Origin of the sequence: Staphylococcus sp. HMSC34G04 (assembly GCF_001838765.1) — a bacterium.
Lineage (GTDB): Bacteria > Bacillota > Bacilli > Staphylococcales > Staphylococcaceae > Staphylococcus > Staphylococcus epidermidis.
The window spans coordinates 218280-236245 of record NZ_KV838739.1; the positions used below are offsets into that span (position 1 = coordinate 218280).

At 31.3% G+C, this 17966-nt stretch carries 16 protein-coding genes and 1 pseudogene; 6 read left to right on the forward strand and 11 right to left on the reverse strand.

All coding sequences use genetic code 11. The features are described 5' to 3' along the window. The first annotated feature begins 5 nt into the window (after positions 1–5). Together HMPREF3241_RS07810 and lysA are read left to right on the forward strand one after the other, a co-directional pair. Positions 6–1079, forward strand: coding sequence for an alanine racemase (locus HMPREF3241_RS07810; protein ID WP_002446410.1), 1074 nt, complete (start codon positions 6–8; stop codon positions 1077–1079). Next, positions 1080–2345 (forward strand): diaminopimelate decarboxylase, encoded by a 1266-nt coding sequence (gene lysA / locus HMPREF3241_RS07815; protein ID WP_002446411.1) that lies wholly within the window; start codon positions 1080–1082, stop codon positions 2343–2345. 131 nt (positions 2346–2476) lie between these two features. Here lysA and HMPREF3241_RS12310 read toward each other — a convergent pair. From HMPREF3241_RS12310 to msaA, 3 genes and pseudogenes are all read right to left on the reverse strand, one after another. Next, a pseudogene (locus tag HMPREF3241_RS12310) lies at positions 2477–2677 on the reverse strand (hypothetical protein); the annotation flags it as partial. A 418-nt stretch (positions 2678–3095) separates the two neighbouring features. Then, positions 3096–3296 (reverse strand): cold shock protein CspA, encoded by a 201-nt coding sequence (cspA, locus tag HMPREF3241_RS07820; RefSeq protein WP_001831260.1) that lies wholly within the window; start codon positions 3294–3296, stop codon positions 3096–3098. Between the two features lie 180 nt (positions 3297–3476). Further along, entirely contained in the window at positions 3477–3785 is a 309-nt protein-coding gene (gene msaA, locus HMPREF3241_RS07825) for a regulatory protein MsaA (protein WP_002446415.1), read from the reverse strand. A gap of 158 nt (positions 3786–3943) precedes the next feature. Between msaA and HMPREF3241_RS07830 the strand changes: the two genes are divergently transcribed. Genes HMPREF3241_RS07830 through HMPREF3241_RS07840 form a run of 3 tightly spaced genes read left to right on the forward strand, consistent with a single transcriptional unit; the run spans position 3944 to position 6032 of the window. Continuing rightward, entirely contained in the window at positions 3944–4213 is a 270-nt protein-coding gene (locus HMPREF3241_RS07830; protein WP_001831190.1) for an acylphosphatase, read from the forward strand. Positions 4214–4252: 39 nt separating this feature from the next. Then, positions 4253–4879 (forward strand): 5-bromo-4-chloroindolyl phosphate hydrolysis family protein, encoded by a 627-nt coding sequence (locus tag HMPREF3241_RS07835; RefSeq protein ID WP_002495747.1) that lies wholly within the window; start codon positions 4253–4255, stop codon positions 4877–4879. Positions 4880–4901: 22 nt separating this feature from the next. Next, the gene (locus tag HMPREF3241_RS07840; protein ID WP_002486096.1) at positions 4902–6032 is read left to right on the forward strand and encodes a toxic anion resistance protein; all 1131 of its coding nucleotides are present in this window, start codon (positions 4902–4904) and stop codon (positions 6030–6032) included. A gap of 75 nt (positions 6033–6107) precedes the next feature. Here HMPREF3241_RS07840 and brnQ read toward each other — a convergent pair whose 3' ends face one another. From brnQ to HMPREF3241_RS07865, 5 genes are all read right to left on the reverse strand, one after another. Further along, complete coding sequence (gene brnQ, locus HMPREF3241_RS07845) at positions 6108–7451, reverse strand: branched-chain amino acid-like transporter carrier protein BrnQ3 (RefSeq protein WP_002446418.1); 1344 nt, start codon at positions 7449–7451, stop codon at positions 6108–6110. Between the two features lie 186 nt (positions 7452–7637). Then, entirely contained in the window at positions 7638–9527 is a 1890-nt protein-coding gene (locus HMPREF3241_RS07850) for a vWA domain-containing protein (RefSeq protein ID WP_002486102.1), read from the reverse strand. Between the two features lie 12 nt (positions 9528–9539). Next, positions 9540–10331, reverse strand: a complete 792-nt coding sequence (locus HMPREF3241_RS07855) for an ATP-binding protein (protein ID WP_002457650.1) — start codon at positions 10329–10331, stop codon at positions 9540–9542. 177 nt (positions 10332–10508) lie between these two features. Beyond that, positions 10509–10712: a DUF6501 family protein gene (locus HMPREF3241_RS07860; RefSeq protein ID WP_001831030.1), complete on the reverse strand. Its 204-nt coding sequence runs from the start codon at positions 10710–10712 to the stop codon at positions 10509–10511. A 24-nt stretch (positions 10713–10736) separates the two neighbouring features. After that, positions 10737–11546 carry a VOC family protein gene (locus tag HMPREF3241_RS07865; RefSeq protein WP_002446421.1) on the reverse strand — a complete coding sequence of 270 codons (810 nt, stop codon included), beginning with the start codon at positions 11544–11546 and terminating at the stop codon, positions 10737–10739. A gap of 199 nt (positions 11547–11745) precedes the next feature. Here HMPREF3241_RS07865 and HMPREF3241_RS07870 point away from each other — a divergent pair, with 199 nt between their 5' ends. Further along, complete coding sequence (locus HMPREF3241_RS07870) at positions 11746–11919, forward strand: hypothetical protein (protein WP_001831077.1); 174 nt, start codon at positions 11746–11748, stop codon at positions 11917–11919. 829 nt (positions 11920–12748) lie between these two features. Here HMPREF3241_RS07870 and HMPREF3241_RS07880 read toward each other — a convergent pair. From HMPREF3241_RS07880 to HMPREF3241_RS07890, 3 genes are all read right to left on the reverse strand, one after another. After that, positions 12749–13579 carry an ATP-binding cassette domain-containing protein gene (locus HMPREF3241_RS07880; RefSeq protein ID WP_002446423.1) on the reverse strand — a complete coding sequence of 277 codons (831 nt, stop codon included), beginning with the start codon at positions 13577–13579 and terminating at the stop codon, positions 12749–12751. A gap of 141 nt (positions 13580–13720) precedes the next feature. Next, positions 13721–14983, reverse strand: coding sequence for a dihydrolipoyllysine-residue succinyltransferase (gene sucB, locus HMPREF3241_RS07885; RefSeq protein ID WP_002446424.1), 1263 nt, complete (start codon positions 14981–14983; stop codon positions 13721–13723). A gap of 18 nt (positions 14984–15001) precedes the next feature. Then, positions 15002–17806, reverse strand: coding sequence for a 2-oxoglutarate dehydrogenase E1 component (locus tag HMPREF3241_RS07890; protein WP_002446425.1), 2805 nt, complete (start codon positions 17804–17806; stop codon positions 15002–15004). Positions 17807–17966: the final 160 nt, after the last annotated feature.

The following is a 17966-nucleotide window of genomic DNA, read 5'->3' on the forward strand; positions in this document are numbered from 1 at the left end:
AGCAATTGACAGCAATTTGGTCATTAGATACAGAAGCATTTTATCAGAATGCAGTAAAAGTAAAAAATAACGAACCAATAATGGCAGTTGTAAAAAACAATGCATATCATTATGGACTTGAGTTTGCAGTGAAAACATTTTTAAAAGCGGACATTAATACATTTAGCACAACTTCATTAAATGAAGCTATACGAGTTAGAAAAATAGCACCTGAAGCAACTATATTTTTAATGAATCCTGTTTATGATTTTGATTTAGTAAAACGTTATGATATTCATATGACACTCCCCTCTTTAAACTATTATTATAAATATAAACAAGATTTAAAAGGCATTCATGTACATTTAGAATATGAAAATTTATTACATCGTTCTGGTTTTAGAAATATCGAAGAAATACGTGAAGTTTTAAAAGATCATGATCAAAATAATCAAGATAAAATGATTATTTCAGGAATATGGACGCATTTTGGCTATGCAGACGAATTTGACGTAGATGAATATAAAATGGAACGTGATGCTTGGTTAAACTTGATAAATACACTTTTAAATGAAAATTATCATTTTGATATGATACATTCACAAAATAGTGCAAGTTATTTTCGTGAGAATCAAATGTTACTTCCTCATCACACTCATGCTAGAGTTGGAATTGCCCTTTATGGTTCAAGACCATATAGTCTTATAAATGAAGAACGCATTACTCAATCTTTGACTGTTAAAGGTAATGTTATACAAGTTCGTGATGTAAATAAAGGTGATTATTGTGGATATAGTTTCGCCTTCGAAGTAAAGAATGACCACACTCAATTAGCTGTTGTTGATATAGGTTATGGCGATGGTATTCTAAAATCAAGAGCAAAACACGAAGCTATAATTAATGGTAAGCGATATCCAATTAGAGCATTAATGATGAGTCATATGTTTATTGAAGTTGATGACGAAGTTCATGCACAAGACGAAGTCATATTATATAATAAGGATATACGCATAGATGAATTTACATTTAAAGGTGTTGGCGCAAATTCAGAACAATTAAGCGCAATGAATCACGATTCTCTTATAAAGGAGTATTTATAAATGGTAGTTAATTATAACGATAACGGCGAACTGACAATGGGAGGTACAAGCTTAAAAACTATTGCACAAAGTTTTGGTACACCCTCGATTGTTTACGATGAAGACCAAATTCGTAATCAGATAAGACGATATCATAAAGCATTTGAAGCAAGTGGTTTAAGCTACAATATATCTTATGCCTCAAAAGCTTTCACATGTATTCAGATGGTCAAATTAATTGATGAAGAAAATTTACAATTAGATGTTGTTTCTGAAGGTGAACTTTATACTGCTCTTGAAGCAGGATTTGATTCGAAACGTATTCACTTCCATGGGAACAACAAGACGAAACGCGAGATTCAATATGCATTAGATAATCAGATTGGTTATTTTGTAGTGGATACGCTCGAAGAAATAGATCTTATTGATAAATATGCTGATAGTAATGTGGATGTTGTATTACGTGTGAACCCTGGTGTTGAAGCACATACACATGAATTTATTCAAACTGGACAGGAAGATAGTAAATTTGGATTATCAATCAAACACGGTCTAGCATTAAATGCAGTTAATAAAGTAAAAGCAACGAAACATTTGCAACTTAAAGGAATACATTTCCATATTGGCTCTCAAATCGAAGGCACTGAGGCGATGATTAAGACAGCTAAAATTGTGCTTAATTGGTTAGCAAGTGAACGAATTGAAGTGAGTTTGCTTAACATAGGTGGTGGTTTCGGAATTAAATATGTCGAAGGAGATGAAAGCTTCCCTATTGAGCAAGGAATATCTGAAATTACTGAAGCTATTAAAGAAACTGCACAAGCATTGCAGTACAATATTCCTGAAATTGGGATAGAACCTGGCCGTTCAATTGTTGGAGAAGCAGGTATCACTTTATATGAGGTTGGTACAATTAAAGATATTCCTGGAGTTAATAAATATGTATCAGTTGATGGCGGAATGAGTGATCACATACGAACTGCACTTTATGGTGCACAGTATGAGGCGTTGTTAGTTAACAGAAATGAAAAAGCTAATGAATCTGTAACAATTGCAGGTAAACTCTGTGAATCTGGTGATATTATCGTACGAGATGCTCAATTACCCTCTTCTGTTCATAGAGGTGATTATCTAGCAGTACTTTCTACTGGTGCGTATCATTATTCAATGGCTTCAAATTATAATCAAATGCAAAAACCTTCAGTATTTTTCTTGAAAGATGGAAAAGCACGTGAAGTGATTAAACGTCAATCATTGAGACAATTAATTATTAATGATACAAAATAATTCTAAAAAGTGAGCGAGTAAAAGCGCATCTACTATCAATATGATTTCGCTTAAAAACTATTTAAAAACGCCTTGGATAGGTTCAGTATATCTATCCGAGGCGTTTTTACTTACTTTAAATTAAATGAAATTTAAAATTGAATTTTTCTGAAAATCCTAATTGCCAAGAGGTAAATAATGATTATATAAACAATAGTAATAGAGCTCATTATTGATAAGTTTAAAATAAAACTTTTATCGGTATCTAAATTTGTGAAATTTGAAGGGAAAAACTTGATTTTATTAATATTGTCTGTAATCTTTATGACCACATAACATAAAATCATACTGATATATGAATAAATTATTTGGTCTTAATTTTTCAATTTTAAAATTTACCATTTAATGAAACGACCACGGTAACCAAAATAAAAACGACCAATTGAAACCTGCAATAATTTAAAAGGATTTGGCATAACAATATCTCTTTTCCCCTACTTATTACTTATATTATAAAGAGCTTAAAATAATAAATAATTAAATAATTATATTGTAGACTATATTATTTAATGAAAGTTTTGGAGAAGTTATGCTTTTCTTTAAACACAGACATGCAAAAAAATAATGAGATAGTCATAATTCTTATTTTGGGCATAAAAAACAGAAAGAAATTAAAATTAATTTCTTTCTGTGATACGGTATGTATTGATATAAAAAACACCTTACTGCTTGGTAAGGTGTTAGTTAAAGTCAATGATTACAATCTATTTATTATAGTTTAACAACGTTTGCAGCTTGAGGACCGCGATCGCCTTCAACTACTTCAAATTCAACTGATTGACCTTCTTCTAATGATTTGTATCCTTCTTGGTTAATTGCTGAGAAGTGTACGAATACGTCGTTTTCTCCTTCAACTTCGATGAAACCAAAACCTTTTTCGGCATTAAACCATTTAACTGTACCTTGTTTCATAACTCTGAAACCTCCAAGACTAAATTCTTTCAATATGCATTATTCGCATATTACAAAAAATACATGTCTAAAATCTAATATAAATCAAATATTCTTTGCAATATGGAATAAAACAATTGCTTAATAATCATTATAGTTTAGTCATAGCTAAATTGCAATACAATTATAGAAAATTATCATTCAATCTATTTTTGGAAGATTAAAATAAACCTCATTATTTTTTAAAATAATAAAACTATAAAATATTTGTAAATCTTCCTCACAGTCTTCACAAAAGTTTAAATCACAATTGTTGTAAAAAGCATGTATATTATACTTCCCTACTACATAATTGTCGTAACATTTCTTACTATGGTTTAGTACATTTATGTAATACTCCATCATTTGTTCGTATGTAGTAAATTCTGATTGCTCCACAATTTTTTGTGGCCAATCATCAAATAGCCACCAACCTTCGTAGTCAGCCCTGATCTTGACTACTGTCCACATAATAATTTCCCCTTCCCTACTATAAAGCTACAACAATAATTTTAACTTTTCATGTTTTAAAATCAAGTTTCAAGCCTTGTGATATAAACAATTTTTTGAATAGCAAATATTAGTTTTTTACAATTAAAATACGTATAATAAAGACAAGAGGTGATTTTATGCAACGTAAACATATTCAAGTTTTTGGTACAGTACAAGGTGTAGGATTTAGATTTTACACGCAACGTATTGCTCATCAATTTAATATTAAAGGTACAGTCCAAAATGTTGAGGACTATGTAGATATATATGCTCAGGGCGACGATACAGAATTAGAACAGTTTATTGATTCTGTGATCCAAGGTGCTTCACCGGCTTCACAAGTGTCTAATTACAATATTGAAGAATTAGACCTTGATGAATCTTTATCAGAGTTTAAGACAATTTAGGTTTATAATATAAGACTTTAATATAAAGGAAGATGACACTTGAGATATAACATTTCACGTATATTTGGAGTGTTAGTGGGTATACCAGTGGCCTTTATTGTTTGGCTTATTACTGTTTTTGCGTTGGATTTATCATTCATTATAGACATGCTTATCAGTTTTGGTAGTTTCATTGCATCATACTTCCCTACGCAAAGGCTCACTTCACGAAAGTATCTTAATGAAATTGGTTTATCAAGAAGAGATTACAGATATGTTCAATCACAGCTTCATCATGCACATACTAAAATTAGAACTATCTTAAAGTCATTTATTAATATTCGTTCAATCAAAGATTTTAGACAAGTAAATGATATATATCGAATTTCTCGTTCTATTCATACAAGCATTAAGCAAAGACCCGCGATGTTTTTTAAAGTTGAAAGCTTTTTCTATTCTCATTTAGATAATGCCCTTAACTTAGTAGACTCGTATACACGTCTTGCAAGAATGCCACGTAAGTCGCAAGATGAAAAGCTAAAATTAGAACAAACACGTATTACTCTGGATGAAATAAAAAGAACGCTCATTGCTGATCTTAAAAGGCTTAATGAGGAAGATTATGAGCGACTAGATGTTGAAATAGAATTAAATAGATTAGAACAGCAACGTCGACATAATAATTAATAGAAATGGAGAGATGAGTGAGATGGTAAGTGAACAAAGTAGTAATCGGTCACATCCACTTGATTACTATATGGATAATCAATCAACTGATCATCATACAATCGCTGAAGATCTTGAAATGCAATTAACTGAAAATGATAAACAAAGAATTAAATCAATAAGTGAGCAAATTGAGCCACTTAACCATGAAGGATTATTAAAATATGGTGCTAATCTTCAACAAAAGATGTCTCATTTTTCTCATCAAATTTTAGATGACGTTCAATCAAAAGATATGGGACCAGTTGGGGAAACTTTAAGTCAATTAATGGGAAAATTAAAATCTGTAAATCCAAATGACATAAATCCAGAAAAACAATCTAGATTAAAGCGTTTATTTAAACGTACTAAAGCTTCTATTAATGAAGTGTTTTCTAGAATGCAATCTGTAAGTTCTCAAATTGATCGTATTACTATTCAATTAGAAAAACATAAAGATCAGTTAACTAAAGATGTTGAATTTCTTGATCAATTATATCAGGAAAATAAAACTTATTTTGATAACGTTTCTTTATATATCTTAGCGGCTCAGAAAAAGAAAAAAGAAATATTGACAGAAACCATACCCCAGTTACGAGAAAAGGCGCATCAAACTGGTAATCAAATGGATATTCAGGCAACTGCTGATATGGAACAGTTTGTTGATCGTTTAGATAAGCGCATTTATGATTTACAATTATCTAGGCAAATTGCTATTCAAACTGCACCTCAAATCCGTATGATACAAAATGTCAACCAAGCTTTAGCCGAAAAAATTCAAAGTTCAATTTTAACAAGTATTCCTTTATGGAAAAATCAAATGGCTATTGCCCTTACTTTGATGAGACAAAGAAATGCTGTTTCAGCACAACGTTCGGTTACCGATACTACGAATGAGTTACTTACTCAAAATGCGTCAATGTTAAAGAAAAACGCTATTGAAACGGCAGCTGAGAATGAGCGTGGCATCGTTGACATCGAAACGTTAAAGACAACACAAAATGACATTATTGAAACAATTGAACAAACACTTCAAATTCAAGAAGATGGTAGGCAGAAACGTCAAGTTGCAGAGAAGGAACTTAATGAATTAGAACAAGATTTGAAGCAGCATCTATTATCTATGCGCAAATAATAAAAAACACTCGTCACATGTGATTTAGATTTAGTCTATCACTTATTTGACGAGTGTTTTTTATTTTAAATTTACTTATTCTTTTTGATATACAATGTTAGATTGTTTAACAAAATAACTAATCATGTAACCAACAAGAGTTGCTACAACAGCAATTGGGAACCATTCAAGTGAATATTCTTTTAAAGGTAAACTATCTATTAATGAAATACGTATCCACCCTTGTGTCGTTATTAAGCTTAAGATTGATTCAATTGCTACAATAATTAACGGTATTTGTTGTGCAATACGTTTTGTAGGTATGAAGCGAGCAATGAGTATTAACAAAATAACTGTAATAGCCACAGGATAGATTACACTAAGTACAGGGACTGACATTTTAATTACGGAATTAAGTCCTTGATTAGCTAAAATGAAACTAACTAAAATGAAAAACACCACAAATACTTTATAAGGTATCTTAGGTATTATTCTGTGGAAATATTCACTTACTGATACGATTAATCCACAAGCAGTAGTTAAACATGCTAATGATACGATAATACCAAGTAAGTATTTTCCGAAAGTACCAAAGCCCTTCGTTGCCATTGTTGTGAGTAAATACGTACCTATATTTTGATCTTTAGCTTTCAATTCCTTTAGAGTATCTGACGGAATATTGATATGATTGCCTATGTACCCTAGCGAAATATATATAAATACTAATGCGATTGCAGCTATGAGACCCGCAATAATGGTTTGTTTAAAGATTTTATCAGCATGCTGTATTCCTGTTGTTTTAATCGCATTAACAACTATCATCGAAAATGCAATAGAAGCAATAGCATCCATTGTAAGGTAACCTTGTGTAAATCCTTGTGAAAATCCACTTAAATTGGAATGATAAGCATTTGTCATGCCGTAATTTGAAGAATGTCCACCAAAATCTACAAAACCTTTAATGATCATAGCGACAATGGTAATAAGTAATAAAGGTGTAAGTAATGAACCAATACGATCTATCATCTTATTAGGATTCAAGCATAAATAAAGAACGATTAAAAAATAGATTACTGTAAAAATAAATAATGCTAAATTCCCACTATTATGTGCAATAGGAGTAACAGTCATTTCAAATGAAGTTGAAGCTGTACGTGGTATCGCAAATAATGGTCCTATAGTGAGATAGATGATAATCAAAAATATTAATGAAAATCGTGGTGATATTTTATTAAAAGACCCAATATAACCATGTTTATCAAGCGCGCCTACCACAACGCCAAGAAGCGGTAATCCAATACCCGTAAGTGCAAAGGCTAGTATGGCTGGCCAAAAGAAATGACCACTTTCGAGTCCAAGTTGTGTTGGAAATATAAGGTTACCTGCGCCAAAAAACATAGCGAATAAAGTAAAGCCTATAATCCACGTATTTTTATTCATAATGCTGCTCCTTTTTATCTAATAATGCAACATTCAATATTCTATCATAATAAAGAAATATTAGTCTATATAAAATTTCAGAAAATTAAAACATTATACAATTGATGTAATTACTTCGTCAAAAATACGTAATGATTTATATTAATGAAGTTACAAGTTAGAAATTTTGAATTGATAAACTAACTTTTATAAAGATTTAAGTAACAATTTTTTTAGTAATGGTGATAAGTGACTCGGTAAATGTTCCACGCCTTCGACAAATATAGCAAATTGGCCATATATGTTATGAATGGTTTGTTCGATGTCTTCAGTAATTGGCTCTTGGCTAAGAAAGACATTAAATACTTCTATACCAAATTTGCGCGCACGTTCAACAGCTTCATACGTATCTAAAATACCATCTTGACTGTAATTAAATGCAGACGGTTCTCCATCTGAGAATACGATTAAAAAGCGTTGTTCATGACTTCTTTGTAATAAACGCTCGCTCGCAATTCTGATAGCTACGCCATCACGATTATCATCTTGAGGTTCTAATGTCATGATACGTGGGCCTTCTTTTTCAAAGATAGAGTAATTATAATTAATGATTTCATCAATGATATTTGGTTGTTGACGTTCGTCAGCTTCAAAAGCATCTTCATTAAATGCTAGTATTTCATGTTTAATATTCAAAGATTTTAAAGTTTCATGGAACAAAACGACACCCTTGATCGTTTCATCCATTTTATCGTGCATACTCGCTGATGCATCGATGAGTAATGTAAATGTTGCATCGAAAGTCTTGCTTAAATCCTGTTTTTTGTAAAATAACTTAAATTGATCATCAATAAACCAATTAATAAGGTCTTTTTGTAAGCGTCCCTTTGTTAAATTGTGTCTTTCATCTTCATGTTCTCTGTCGATGGTCTTTTCGATAATTTGTATTAAATCTTTAATTTCAAACTGTACATCATTTTTTGAATATTGATAATCTATCACATTTTGCGGTGTAATATCAGGGATATTCCATTCAATACTTACGTCTTTATTAATGCCTTTTAAAGCAAAAGTCTGGTTTTGTCCTGTAAATCCACCTTCATCGTGATCAAGTGTATTTTCTGACCCTTTACCTTTTTTGGTCATCATATCAGTCATATCATCAGTGCTGTCACCTTCTCGAGCCGTATCATTATCAGCCATAACTTCACTGTTTTCACCCTCATGTAGCTCCATTTCTAAATATGCCCCGCCTTTAGACTCACTGTCTGCGGCTTTTGTTTCAGCTTCAGCTGTTTCTACATCTTCCTCTGTCTGATGATTATCTTTACCATCAGTATTGCTCGCATCTGTACGTTTTAAGTCTTCAAAACTATCTGCATAAATATCTTCATATAATTTTTGAGGTAAGTAGTAATATTCATTTAGCATATCTTCCTTTAATAAATCATCCACTTGATACATGATACGTTCTGCTAAATACATATTATCTTCTGATGTATGATTCTGAAAAATATTTGGTAAGTACTGATACATATGAACTAAAATGTCATCAAATGCTGGATGTATGGATGGAATATTAAAAAAGTTTTGACTTAAAAATGCATGCTCTAAATAAAGAAAAAGTAAATCAGTATATACAGTTTTAGTTTTGTAAAAATTAATTTGAGATTCTGTGAAAGATAATCGTGTTTCTATGCGTAAATCAATCATTTTTGTAGTGCTAGGTCTTTGTTGTCTAATATGTTCAAATATACGTACATCCTCTAAAAGTTTAAATAATTGATGAAAGAACTTAGGGTGTTCGAAATCATTGTTGTGTAAAACTTGATTGATGATTGAAAGATCCATATTCAGATATCCATACGTTGCGAGTAAGACATCTGTTTTCAGTCCAGCTTGTTCAATATGTTTCGGTCTATGAGACCAAAACCAACTCGCAATGAGTGTATTACTATAAGGATTATAGTAAGGGAATTTTTGTATTTTAACTTGTGTTTGTTCATTTTTTAAAAGTAAACGTGCTAAGTCTTGTAACATCATTACTTGTTTTGCATCTAATTGTTCATCGTTGAATTTTATAAAACGATCACTCATTTTTATCCCTCTTTAAAAATTAAGCTCGATAGCGTTAAGTATCGCTTGTTGTTCTCGCTCATCCTCTAATTTATCAATAATTGTACGTTGTACCGCACGTTCAATAGGCATGACAGTTGCTAAATCACTAAGGTCGATTAAAGCTCGAATACTTGCAGCCTCTTCAGAAATTTGACCTTGCTTGGTCATAGTACGTAAATCTTCGTTAAATTTAATGATATGTTGAATCAATTGTTCATCTTGTAATTTACTTTGCTCTTTAATGACTGTTTTAAGAATGTCACCATCTATATAATCTACTTCTATGACGATAAATCTATTTTTTAAAGCCTCATTCATTGGTAATGTTCCTACATAACCTTCATTAATAGCAGCAATTACATTAAATCCAGGAGCTGCTTTAATCACTTCACCAGTATAAGGGTTTGTCAATTGACGTCGATAATCTAATACACCGTTAAGTATAGGTAATGTTTCCGGTTTTGCCATATTAATTTCATCTATATATAAAATGTGACCTTCTTTCATTGCTTTTATTACAGGACCATCAATGAAGACAATTTCTTGGTGACCTTCTTCATTAGTTTGAATTGTTTTAAAACCTAATAAGCTTTCAGTATCTAGATCTACTGAACAATTAACTTGATGCATAGGTAAATTCATAACATGACTTAACGTTTCGGCAAGCTTGGTTTTTCCTGATCCTGTTGGCCCTTTTAGTAGTATGTTCTTATTTAATTGAAATAAAGCTTTAGCATCCTCAAAAACTGTTTGATCTGAATTTTTGTAAACTGTTTGTACCATAATTCCCATCCTTTAATGTTAAAAAAGACTAAGACATTAGTTTTTGGTGCATAGTCTTAGTCTTATTTAAAATGATTAAAATAAATGACTTATTTAGTCATTATTGAGTTAATGTAAACTGATGATTGAAAAATATATCCATTGCAATGATAACGTATTTAGTTGAAAGAGATTAAATTATATCTCTTTGAAGTAGTCTTTGTAATAGCCACCTACTAAACCTGAATTATCTATAATTTGATAATATTCTTCAGTTTCGTTAATAACATCATACTGTTTGCCGATAGTTAGCATATCTGCAACTGTAAATTTTTTGGCATCAGTATTTGTCACTTCTACTTTTTTAATTGGTGTACGTTCTTTCCAAGTTTCATGTAACATGTAATAACCATCCTTAAATCATATTTACTTTTCAAGTGTATAAATAAATGAAATGCCACTATTTTCAGTGATTCTAAGAGATTCTGAAGTATCCTGTTCAAGGGTTTGATATGGAACACCTATCTCATCCAAACGGTTTTTTGCTTGCAGATACAATTGAGTATCACTTGTAGAGAATTCCACTTGCTCAATAGGCCCGTGTGTATTCATTTGAATATCTTCATCGCTTTCAAATAAATGGATTTCACCACCAAGACCACCTTCACCTATACGAAACACTTGAATAGGTTGTTGTGCATCTTCATGTGTAAGATATTCAGCAAATAAATCTAATTGAAATACTTGTGTGAGAATTGAAGTGGTGACAGATAACTCGTTCACCTTAATAATGACTGGACCTAAGCCTTGGACTTGATGTAAAGGGTTAACAGGACTATCGAAAGTAGGCATACCTAAGCCTATACCCGTATTTAACTCGTTAGAATAAATATCAAATTTTTGTTGATTATGATCTTTAAAAGTGAAATGTTTAAGTCCATTAAGTTCAGTGATTGAACTATAGGATATATTAAACTTGTCAAAAATAGTTTGATATTCTACTAATCCAGAATCAGAAGGTGTTCTAAGTCCAACACTATCTATGTGTGGATTTTTATAATCTTCCTCTGGAACCTCAACAAAGTGAACACGCGTTCCAGGACTTAAATTAGCGTCACCAAATCTTATGGCATGTTCATTTTTAGTTGAATGTTGTAAACCAATGATGTGGTTAAATAATTCTTTCGTTTTAGATAAATCGTTTGTTCCTAAAGTGACACTTCTAAGTCCACTCATTAACTGACACTCCTCTATTTATCTTTACAGATAACATTATAACGTATTTTGTAACACTTGAATATGATGAACACTCATATAAAGATAGATATTTATTTGTTGTTGATTTATTATTTATTAGAAAAATAAACATACAGATTGGCTAAATATTTTGTATGTATTAAAATGTAATTAAAGAAGTAATCAAGGAGGCATGAGTATGTCTAATTTATGGATTATATTTGCAGTTACTGTACTAATAGCAGTTTATTCCGCAATTGAGGTATTTACAAATTTAAATCATAAACAACAACCAAGATTTAAATATTTTACTATCGCATTTGTTGTGTTTATTATCTTAGCGATTATAGAAGTTATATTTCTTGCTCAATGATGGATGAATTTAAAAAGTTATAGTTTACCTGTAAAGAAATCGGTGCTATTTAATTTCTTCACAGGTATTTTTATTTGCATTCGATACTATTTTTAGTTTTTTATTAGAATGAACGATTCTTATATTTAAAATTACTTTTGATCTGATTTAGTGAAAATCATAATATTTAAACCAATTAAGATTATAATATAAATAAAGATAGTAAAAGTTTTTATTAGCAACATAGCATTATCAGGGGTATCAGATTTAAAAAGTGTAATTAAATCTCCAATTGGAGGAACAGCCCATAATATATAATTCAGTAATGAATATGATTGTACTAAAGAAGGACGACTGAGACTAACAATTATTATAAGCGCTATAAATAGGAAAGTGTACTTATAAGATAAGAAATTAATATTATGAATTAAAGTAGAAATGAGCATCCCAATAATGCTTACAACAATATGTAACGTTAGTGCGATTATATATTGATTGAGAGTAATATCTTCGGAAAACCTATTTAGTATTAATGGGTAGAATAAAGATAGTAAAATTAACATTAAATGAATTAAAGATATGAAAAACCACTTACTAATGAGAAAAAGTAATTTAGATTCTAATTGGGTAAAGAGCAAATATTTTTCGTTCAAAGATTCTAAATTCCAAATGCTAATAGTTAACCAACACGAGATAATCAATAAGCCTATACTGCTAGATGCATAACTAGAAAGAATAGGTTGACCTTTGTATAAATATTGAATGATGATCCATATCACAAAGAAGAGTATAGGTGGTATAAATTGATAAGATTTAAAATAATTTCTAAACTGATATTGTGTAAATGCAATCAAAAGTTTTTCACATCCTTAATCTCAAGAATTTCACAGTTATGCACGATTAATTGTTTCAGTACTAAATTCAAATCGTTTTGATTAGTTTGGATGGATATTTTGTTATTGTCAGTATATGTAATTTTTTGATTTTGTATTTCTTTTAGTAAGTTAATTGTAACAGAATCATTTTTAACTACAATTAGTTTTGAAGTAACTACTAAATGATTTTTATTTATATCGTTAATATAAAAAATACCTGTTTCAATATTTAAGATATGCGTAGTAATATTTATAAGTTGATTCAATTCATGAGATGTTAAAATAATTGTTGATGATAATTTTAACCACTCTAGATAATTTATCAGAAATTTTGTAGCATTCTGATCTAATCCAGAAAATGGTTCATCTAAAATATATATGTCAGCGTTTTTAATTAAACATTGAATAACATTGACTTTCTGCTTTGTACCTTTTGAACAGTCTTTTAATTTTTGGTTCAAAAATGACGATAATTTAAGATGATTTATAAGGTAATTAAGTTTGACTTTAGTTTGATTATTAGAATGAACTTTTAATAGAAATTCAAAATATTCGTTAATCGTTAAACTTAAATTATTAGGAAAGATATCTACAGCATAACTAATTTTGCCATTTATTAATAATGATCCATCAAATTGAGTAATTAAACCAGCAATAATTTTTAAAGTTATACTTTTACCTGAACCATTTTTACCATTTACTAACGTTATTGAATGTTTCGGTACTCTAAAATTTAAATCATTAAGTATGTTTTGCTTATTAAATTGTTTTGTAATGTGAACTCCTTCAATAGCACTAAGTGACATTTTTTACTCCTAATAAATATAGTATACGTTTAATATATATTCTATCAATAAATAGTTCAATTTTCCTAATACCTAGTGCATATTAAACAAAAAAACAACGACGATTTACGTCGTTGTTTTTTAAGTATGTTAGGTTCCAAATTATGATTCAAGTAATAAATCTTCAGGATTTTCAATGAGTTCTTTAATGGTTTTTAAGAATCCTACAGCCTCTTTCCCATCGATGATTCTATGATCATAGCTTAATGCGATATACATCATTGGACGATTTTCAATTGTATCTTTATCAACTGCAATTGGGCGTGTAATAATTGAATGCATACCTAAGATAGCTGCTTGATTACCATTTATAATCGGTGTACTCATCATTGAGCCAAAGATACCGCCATTAGTGATGGTAAACGAACCGTTAACCATGTCATCAAGGCCTAATTTTTTATCACGAGCTTTTACGGCTAAATTAGCGATTTCTTGTTCAATTTCTGCAAAATTTTTCTTATCACAATCTCTAACAAATGGTACGAGTAATCCATCGTCAGTGGATACTGCAATGCCGATATCGTAAAATTGTTTAGTAATCATATCATCGCCATCTATCTCAGCATTTACTTCAGGATATTTTTTGAGAGCTGCAACGGCAGCTTTAGTAAAGAAGGACATAAATCCTAATTTAGTACCATCATGATCTTTGATAAATTGTTCTTTTTTACGTTTACGTAAATCCATAACGTTTGTCATATCAACTTCATTAAATGTAGTAAGCATAGCTGTTTGATTTGATACTTCTAATAATTTTTTTGCAGCAGTTTTTTTGCGTCGAGACATTTTTTCACGAATAACAGGTTTTGATGGATTGTTATTGGTTTGTTTAGAACCACTGTTTTGTGATTTGCTTTCACTTTTAGCTGTTTGACTTGAAGATTTTTGACTATTTTCAACATCATCTTTTCTTAGAACATCATTGCCTTTTCCGGATACTTCGCTTAAATCAACGCCATTTTTACGCGCATGTCGACGTGCAGATGGTGTTGCATTGATACGTTGCTGGCTATTATCTTGTGTATTTTCACTTTCACTAGAATTCGGGTTAGATTGTTTTGGCGTTTCTTTCTCTTTAGCTTCATCTTTTTGTGAAGATTCGTTAGAACTATCGTTAGATGTGTTTACTTGTCCTTCTCCTACTACAGCTACAGCTTGACCTACTTCAACTGTATCGCCTTCCTCGGCTAATTGTTCTGATAATACCCCAGCTTCTTCAGAAACTACTTCGACGTTAACTTTATCTGTTTCTAGTTCTAAGATAGCTTCACCTTTATCTACATTATCGCCTACATTTTTTAACCATTCTGCAATGGTACCCTCTGTGATTGATTCTGCTAATTCTGGAACTTTTACCTCTGCCATACTTATTTTTCCCCCTAGTTAATTGTTAATGCTACTTTCAATAATTTTAGTTTGTACAAGTTTATGAATTTCTCCATCGCCTTCAGCAGGTGCAGCTCTTTGTATTCTACCGTGATAAGTTAAATCATATTTATTAGCAACAAGTGCTTTTAGATAAGGATACACAAATAACCATGCACCTTGATTTTTAGGTTCTTCTTGAACCCATGAAACATTTTCAAGATGAGGTAACGATTTTAATACTTCTTTAATTTCTTCTTCTGGGAACGGATATAATCTTTCTACTGCTATGAGAAGAATAGAATCGTTAGGATTTTTAGCTAAATATTCTTTTAGGTCAATATACATCTTTCCTGATGCTAAAATCACTTTTTTGACTTTTTGTTCATCGATATCTTCTGTGATGATAGGTTTAAAACCGCCAGATGTAAACTCATCAATAGGTTTAGCTACTGTTTTATTTCTTAAAAGACTCTTAGGTGACATGACAATTAATGGTCTCATTTCTAATGTATCTAAACTAGCGGCTTGCGCACGTAGTAAATGGAAGTAATTACTTGCACTAGATAGATTAACTACAGTTGAATTATTTTCAGCGGCTAATTGTAGAAATCTTTCTAAGCGTGCCGATGAATGCTCTGGTCCTTGCCCTTCAAAAGCATGTGGTAAGAAAAGTGTTAAACCTGAACGCTCACCCCATTTTGCGCGAGAACTTGAGAGGAAATTGTCAAACATCATTTGAGACATATTAGAAAAGTCGCCATATTGAGCTTCCCATATGTTAAAGTTACCTTTATTTTCGACGTTATAACCATACTCAAATCCAACTACAGCTGCTTCAGATAGCGGCGAATTATGAATATCAAAAGTAGCCTGTTGTTGAGGTACATGATGCAATGGCGTGAATGTATTACCATTTTCTTCATCATGAAGCACAGCATGTCTATGACTAAATGTTCCCCGTTCACTATCTTGACCTGTTAAACGAATTGAAGTTCCATCTTGTAATATGGTTGCAAAAGCAAGTTGCTCTGCTTGAGCCCAATCGACGAGCCCCCCTTCTTTTTCAAAAGGTTCTCTACGTTTTTCAAGTACTTTATTGAGCTTTTTCAGTACATGAAAATCTTTTGGATAATCAAGCATTGCATCATTGATTTCTTTTAAATGATCAAATGAGAAATCTTTCGTATCACTTTGTAAAGGTAGTTGGAGTGATTCTGGTTTTTCCATATCTGGGTTATTCATTTTGTCATTTTTATCAATTTTATCATGTGCTGTTCGCATTTCTTTTTGAACACTGTCAATGACTTCATTCATTTCGTCTTCAGAAATAATACCTTCATCAACTAACTTTTTACCATATAAAATTTCAACTGAATCATGTTTTCTAATATTTTGGTATGGAACTGGATTAGTAATAGAAGGCTCATCCATTTCATTATGCCCATAACGACGATAACCTACTAAATCAATAACTACATCTTTATGAAATTCTTTACGGAACTCCATTGCAATTTCAATAGCTTCAATTGTTGCTTCTACATCATCGGCATTTACGTGTAGTATTGGAACATCGTAACCTTTAGCTACGTCGGAAGAGTACGTTGTTGAACGTCCATCAAAAGGTTCAGTTGTAAAACCGATTCTATTATTTGTAATAATATGAAGTGAACCACCTGTAGAATATCCTTTTAAACTACCTAAGTTCATCGTTTCAAAATTAATACCTTGACCTGGATATGCCGCATCACCATGTATAATAATCGGCATTGCTTTATGGAAGTCGGTAGATGGACCTCCTACTTGATGTGTATTATCTTGTGCTGCTCTTGTTTTACCAGCAACAACGGGTGCAACGATTTCCAAATGACTTGGATTATTCGCTAAAGAAATACGTTGTTCTATTCCATATGAGTTAGTCGTTTTAACGCCACCTAGGTGATACTTCACATCTGATGTCCAACCTGAAGTTAATTCTAAACTACCATCTTCTGGTAAAAACTTCATTGGATCTGTATGCATAAATTCTGAAATCATCATCTCATAAGGTTTTTCCAAGACATGCGTTAATACATTTAAACGTCCACGGTGAGCCATACCGATTTGAATGTTTTTAATCCCCTCGTTACCTGCTAATGTGATTGTGTGTTGAAGCATTGGAACTAACGTATCGACACCTTCAATTGAAAAACGTTTAGCCCCAACAAAATTTTTGTGCAAATATTTTTCAAAACCTTCTACGTGTGCGAGTTTTTTGAAAAGTTCTTTTTTTTGATTATCGTTTAAACTTGCTTTATAAGGCGTTTCAATTCTTCTTTTTAACCACACACGTTCTTTATTATTATTAATGTGAGTGTATTCAAAAGCTATCGGTCCTTTGTAACGTCTTTCCATACGAACAATTGCATCATAGGCATTGTCATAAATGTCTTTAAAATGTTCAGAGACAATTCCAGATGATATTTTTTCCAAAGTTTCTTTATCTAAATCAAAATCTTCGATTTCTAATTTAGGAACATTTTGACGCTCTGGAGGATTTACTGGATAAATATCTGCTTTTAAATGTCCGTATTGACGAATATTATCGATTAAGCGCATAACACGTTTAATTGTGCTATCTCCCGCTTGTGAACCACCCCCATCAGTGGTAGGTTTAGCTTCGATATGAGCTTCACCTGTTTTAATTGTACTGAACAAGACTTGTAAATCTTCAGGTACGGATGATGGATCTTGTAGATAATCATCATACAAATCTAGCATAAGGCCAAGATTTGCACCGAAGTTTACAGGAGCCTCTGTAAATTCTTTCTTGTTCTTAGTCATTTAACACCCTCCACAAAAATGATGAAACGCTTACATGGTTATCATAGCATTATTTCATATATTGTTAAAGTACATTTACCTATTATTATACAAAATAGGAGCAAGACAGAATTTACTCCAAATTCATAGTCTCGCTCCCGTATGATCGCTATCTCCATCT

What these genes read in the sequence shown, in the direction of transcription:
- HMPREF3241_RS07830 (WP_001831190.1), top strand. Translation starts at nt 3,944, where the DNA reads ATGCAACGTAAACATATTCAAGTTTTTGGTACAGTACAAGGTGTAGGA.
- HMPREF3241_RS07890 (WP_002446425.1), bottom strand. Translation starts at nt 17,806, where the DNA reads ATGACTAAGAACAAGAAAGAATTTACAGAGGCTCCTGTAAACTTCGGT.
- HMPREF3241_RS07840 (WP_002486096.1), top strand. Translation starts at nt 4,902, where the DNA reads ATGGTAAGTGAACAAAGTAGTAATCGGTCACATCCACTTGATTACTAT.
- brnQ (WP_002446418.1), bottom strand. Translation starts at nt 7,451, where the DNA reads ATGAATAAAAATACGTGGATTATAGGCTTTACTTTATTCGCTATGTTT.
- msaA (WP_002446415.1), bottom strand. Translation starts at nt 3,785, where the DNA reads ATGTGGACAGTAGTCAAGATCAGGGCTGACTACGAAGGTTGGTGGCTA.
- HMPREF3241_RS07870 (WP_001831077.1), top strand. Translation starts at nt 11,746, where the DNA reads ATGTCTAATTTATGGATTATATTTGCAGTTACTGTACTAATAGCAGTT.
- HMPREF3241_RS07880 (WP_002446423.1), bottom strand. Translation starts at nt 13,579, where the DNA reads ATGTCACTTAGTGCTATTGAAGGAGTTCACATTACAAAACAATTTAAT.
- cspA (WP_001831260.1), bottom strand. Translation starts at nt 3,296, where the DNA reads ATGAAACAAGGTACAGTTAAATGGTTTAATGCCGAAAAAGGTTTTGGT.
- HMPREF3241_RS07865 (WP_002446421.1), bottom strand. Translation starts at nt 11,546, where the DNA reads ATGAGTGGACTTAGAAGTGTCACTTTAGGAACAAACGATTTATCTAAA.
- sucB (WP_002446424.1), bottom strand. Translation starts at nt 14,983, where the DNA reads ATGGCAGAGGTAAAAGTTCCAGAATTAGCAGAATCAATCACAGAGGGT.
- lysA (WP_002446411.1), top strand. Translation starts at nt 1,080, where the DNA reads ATGGTAGTTAATTATAACGATAACGGCGAACTGACAATGGGAGGTACA.
- HMPREF3241_RS07850 (WP_002486102.1), bottom strand. Translation starts at nt 9,527, where the DNA reads ATGAGTGATCGTTTTATAAAATTCAACGATGAACAATTAGATGCAAAA.
- HMPREF3241_RS07860 (WP_001831030.1), bottom strand. Translation starts at nt 10,712, where the DNA reads ATGTTACATGAAACTTGGAAAGAACGTACACCAATTAAAAAAGTAGAA.
- HMPREF3241_RS07855 (WP_002457650.1), bottom strand. Translation starts at nt 10,331, where the DNA reads ATGGTACAAACAGTTTACAAAAATTCAGATCAAACAGTTTTTGAGGAT.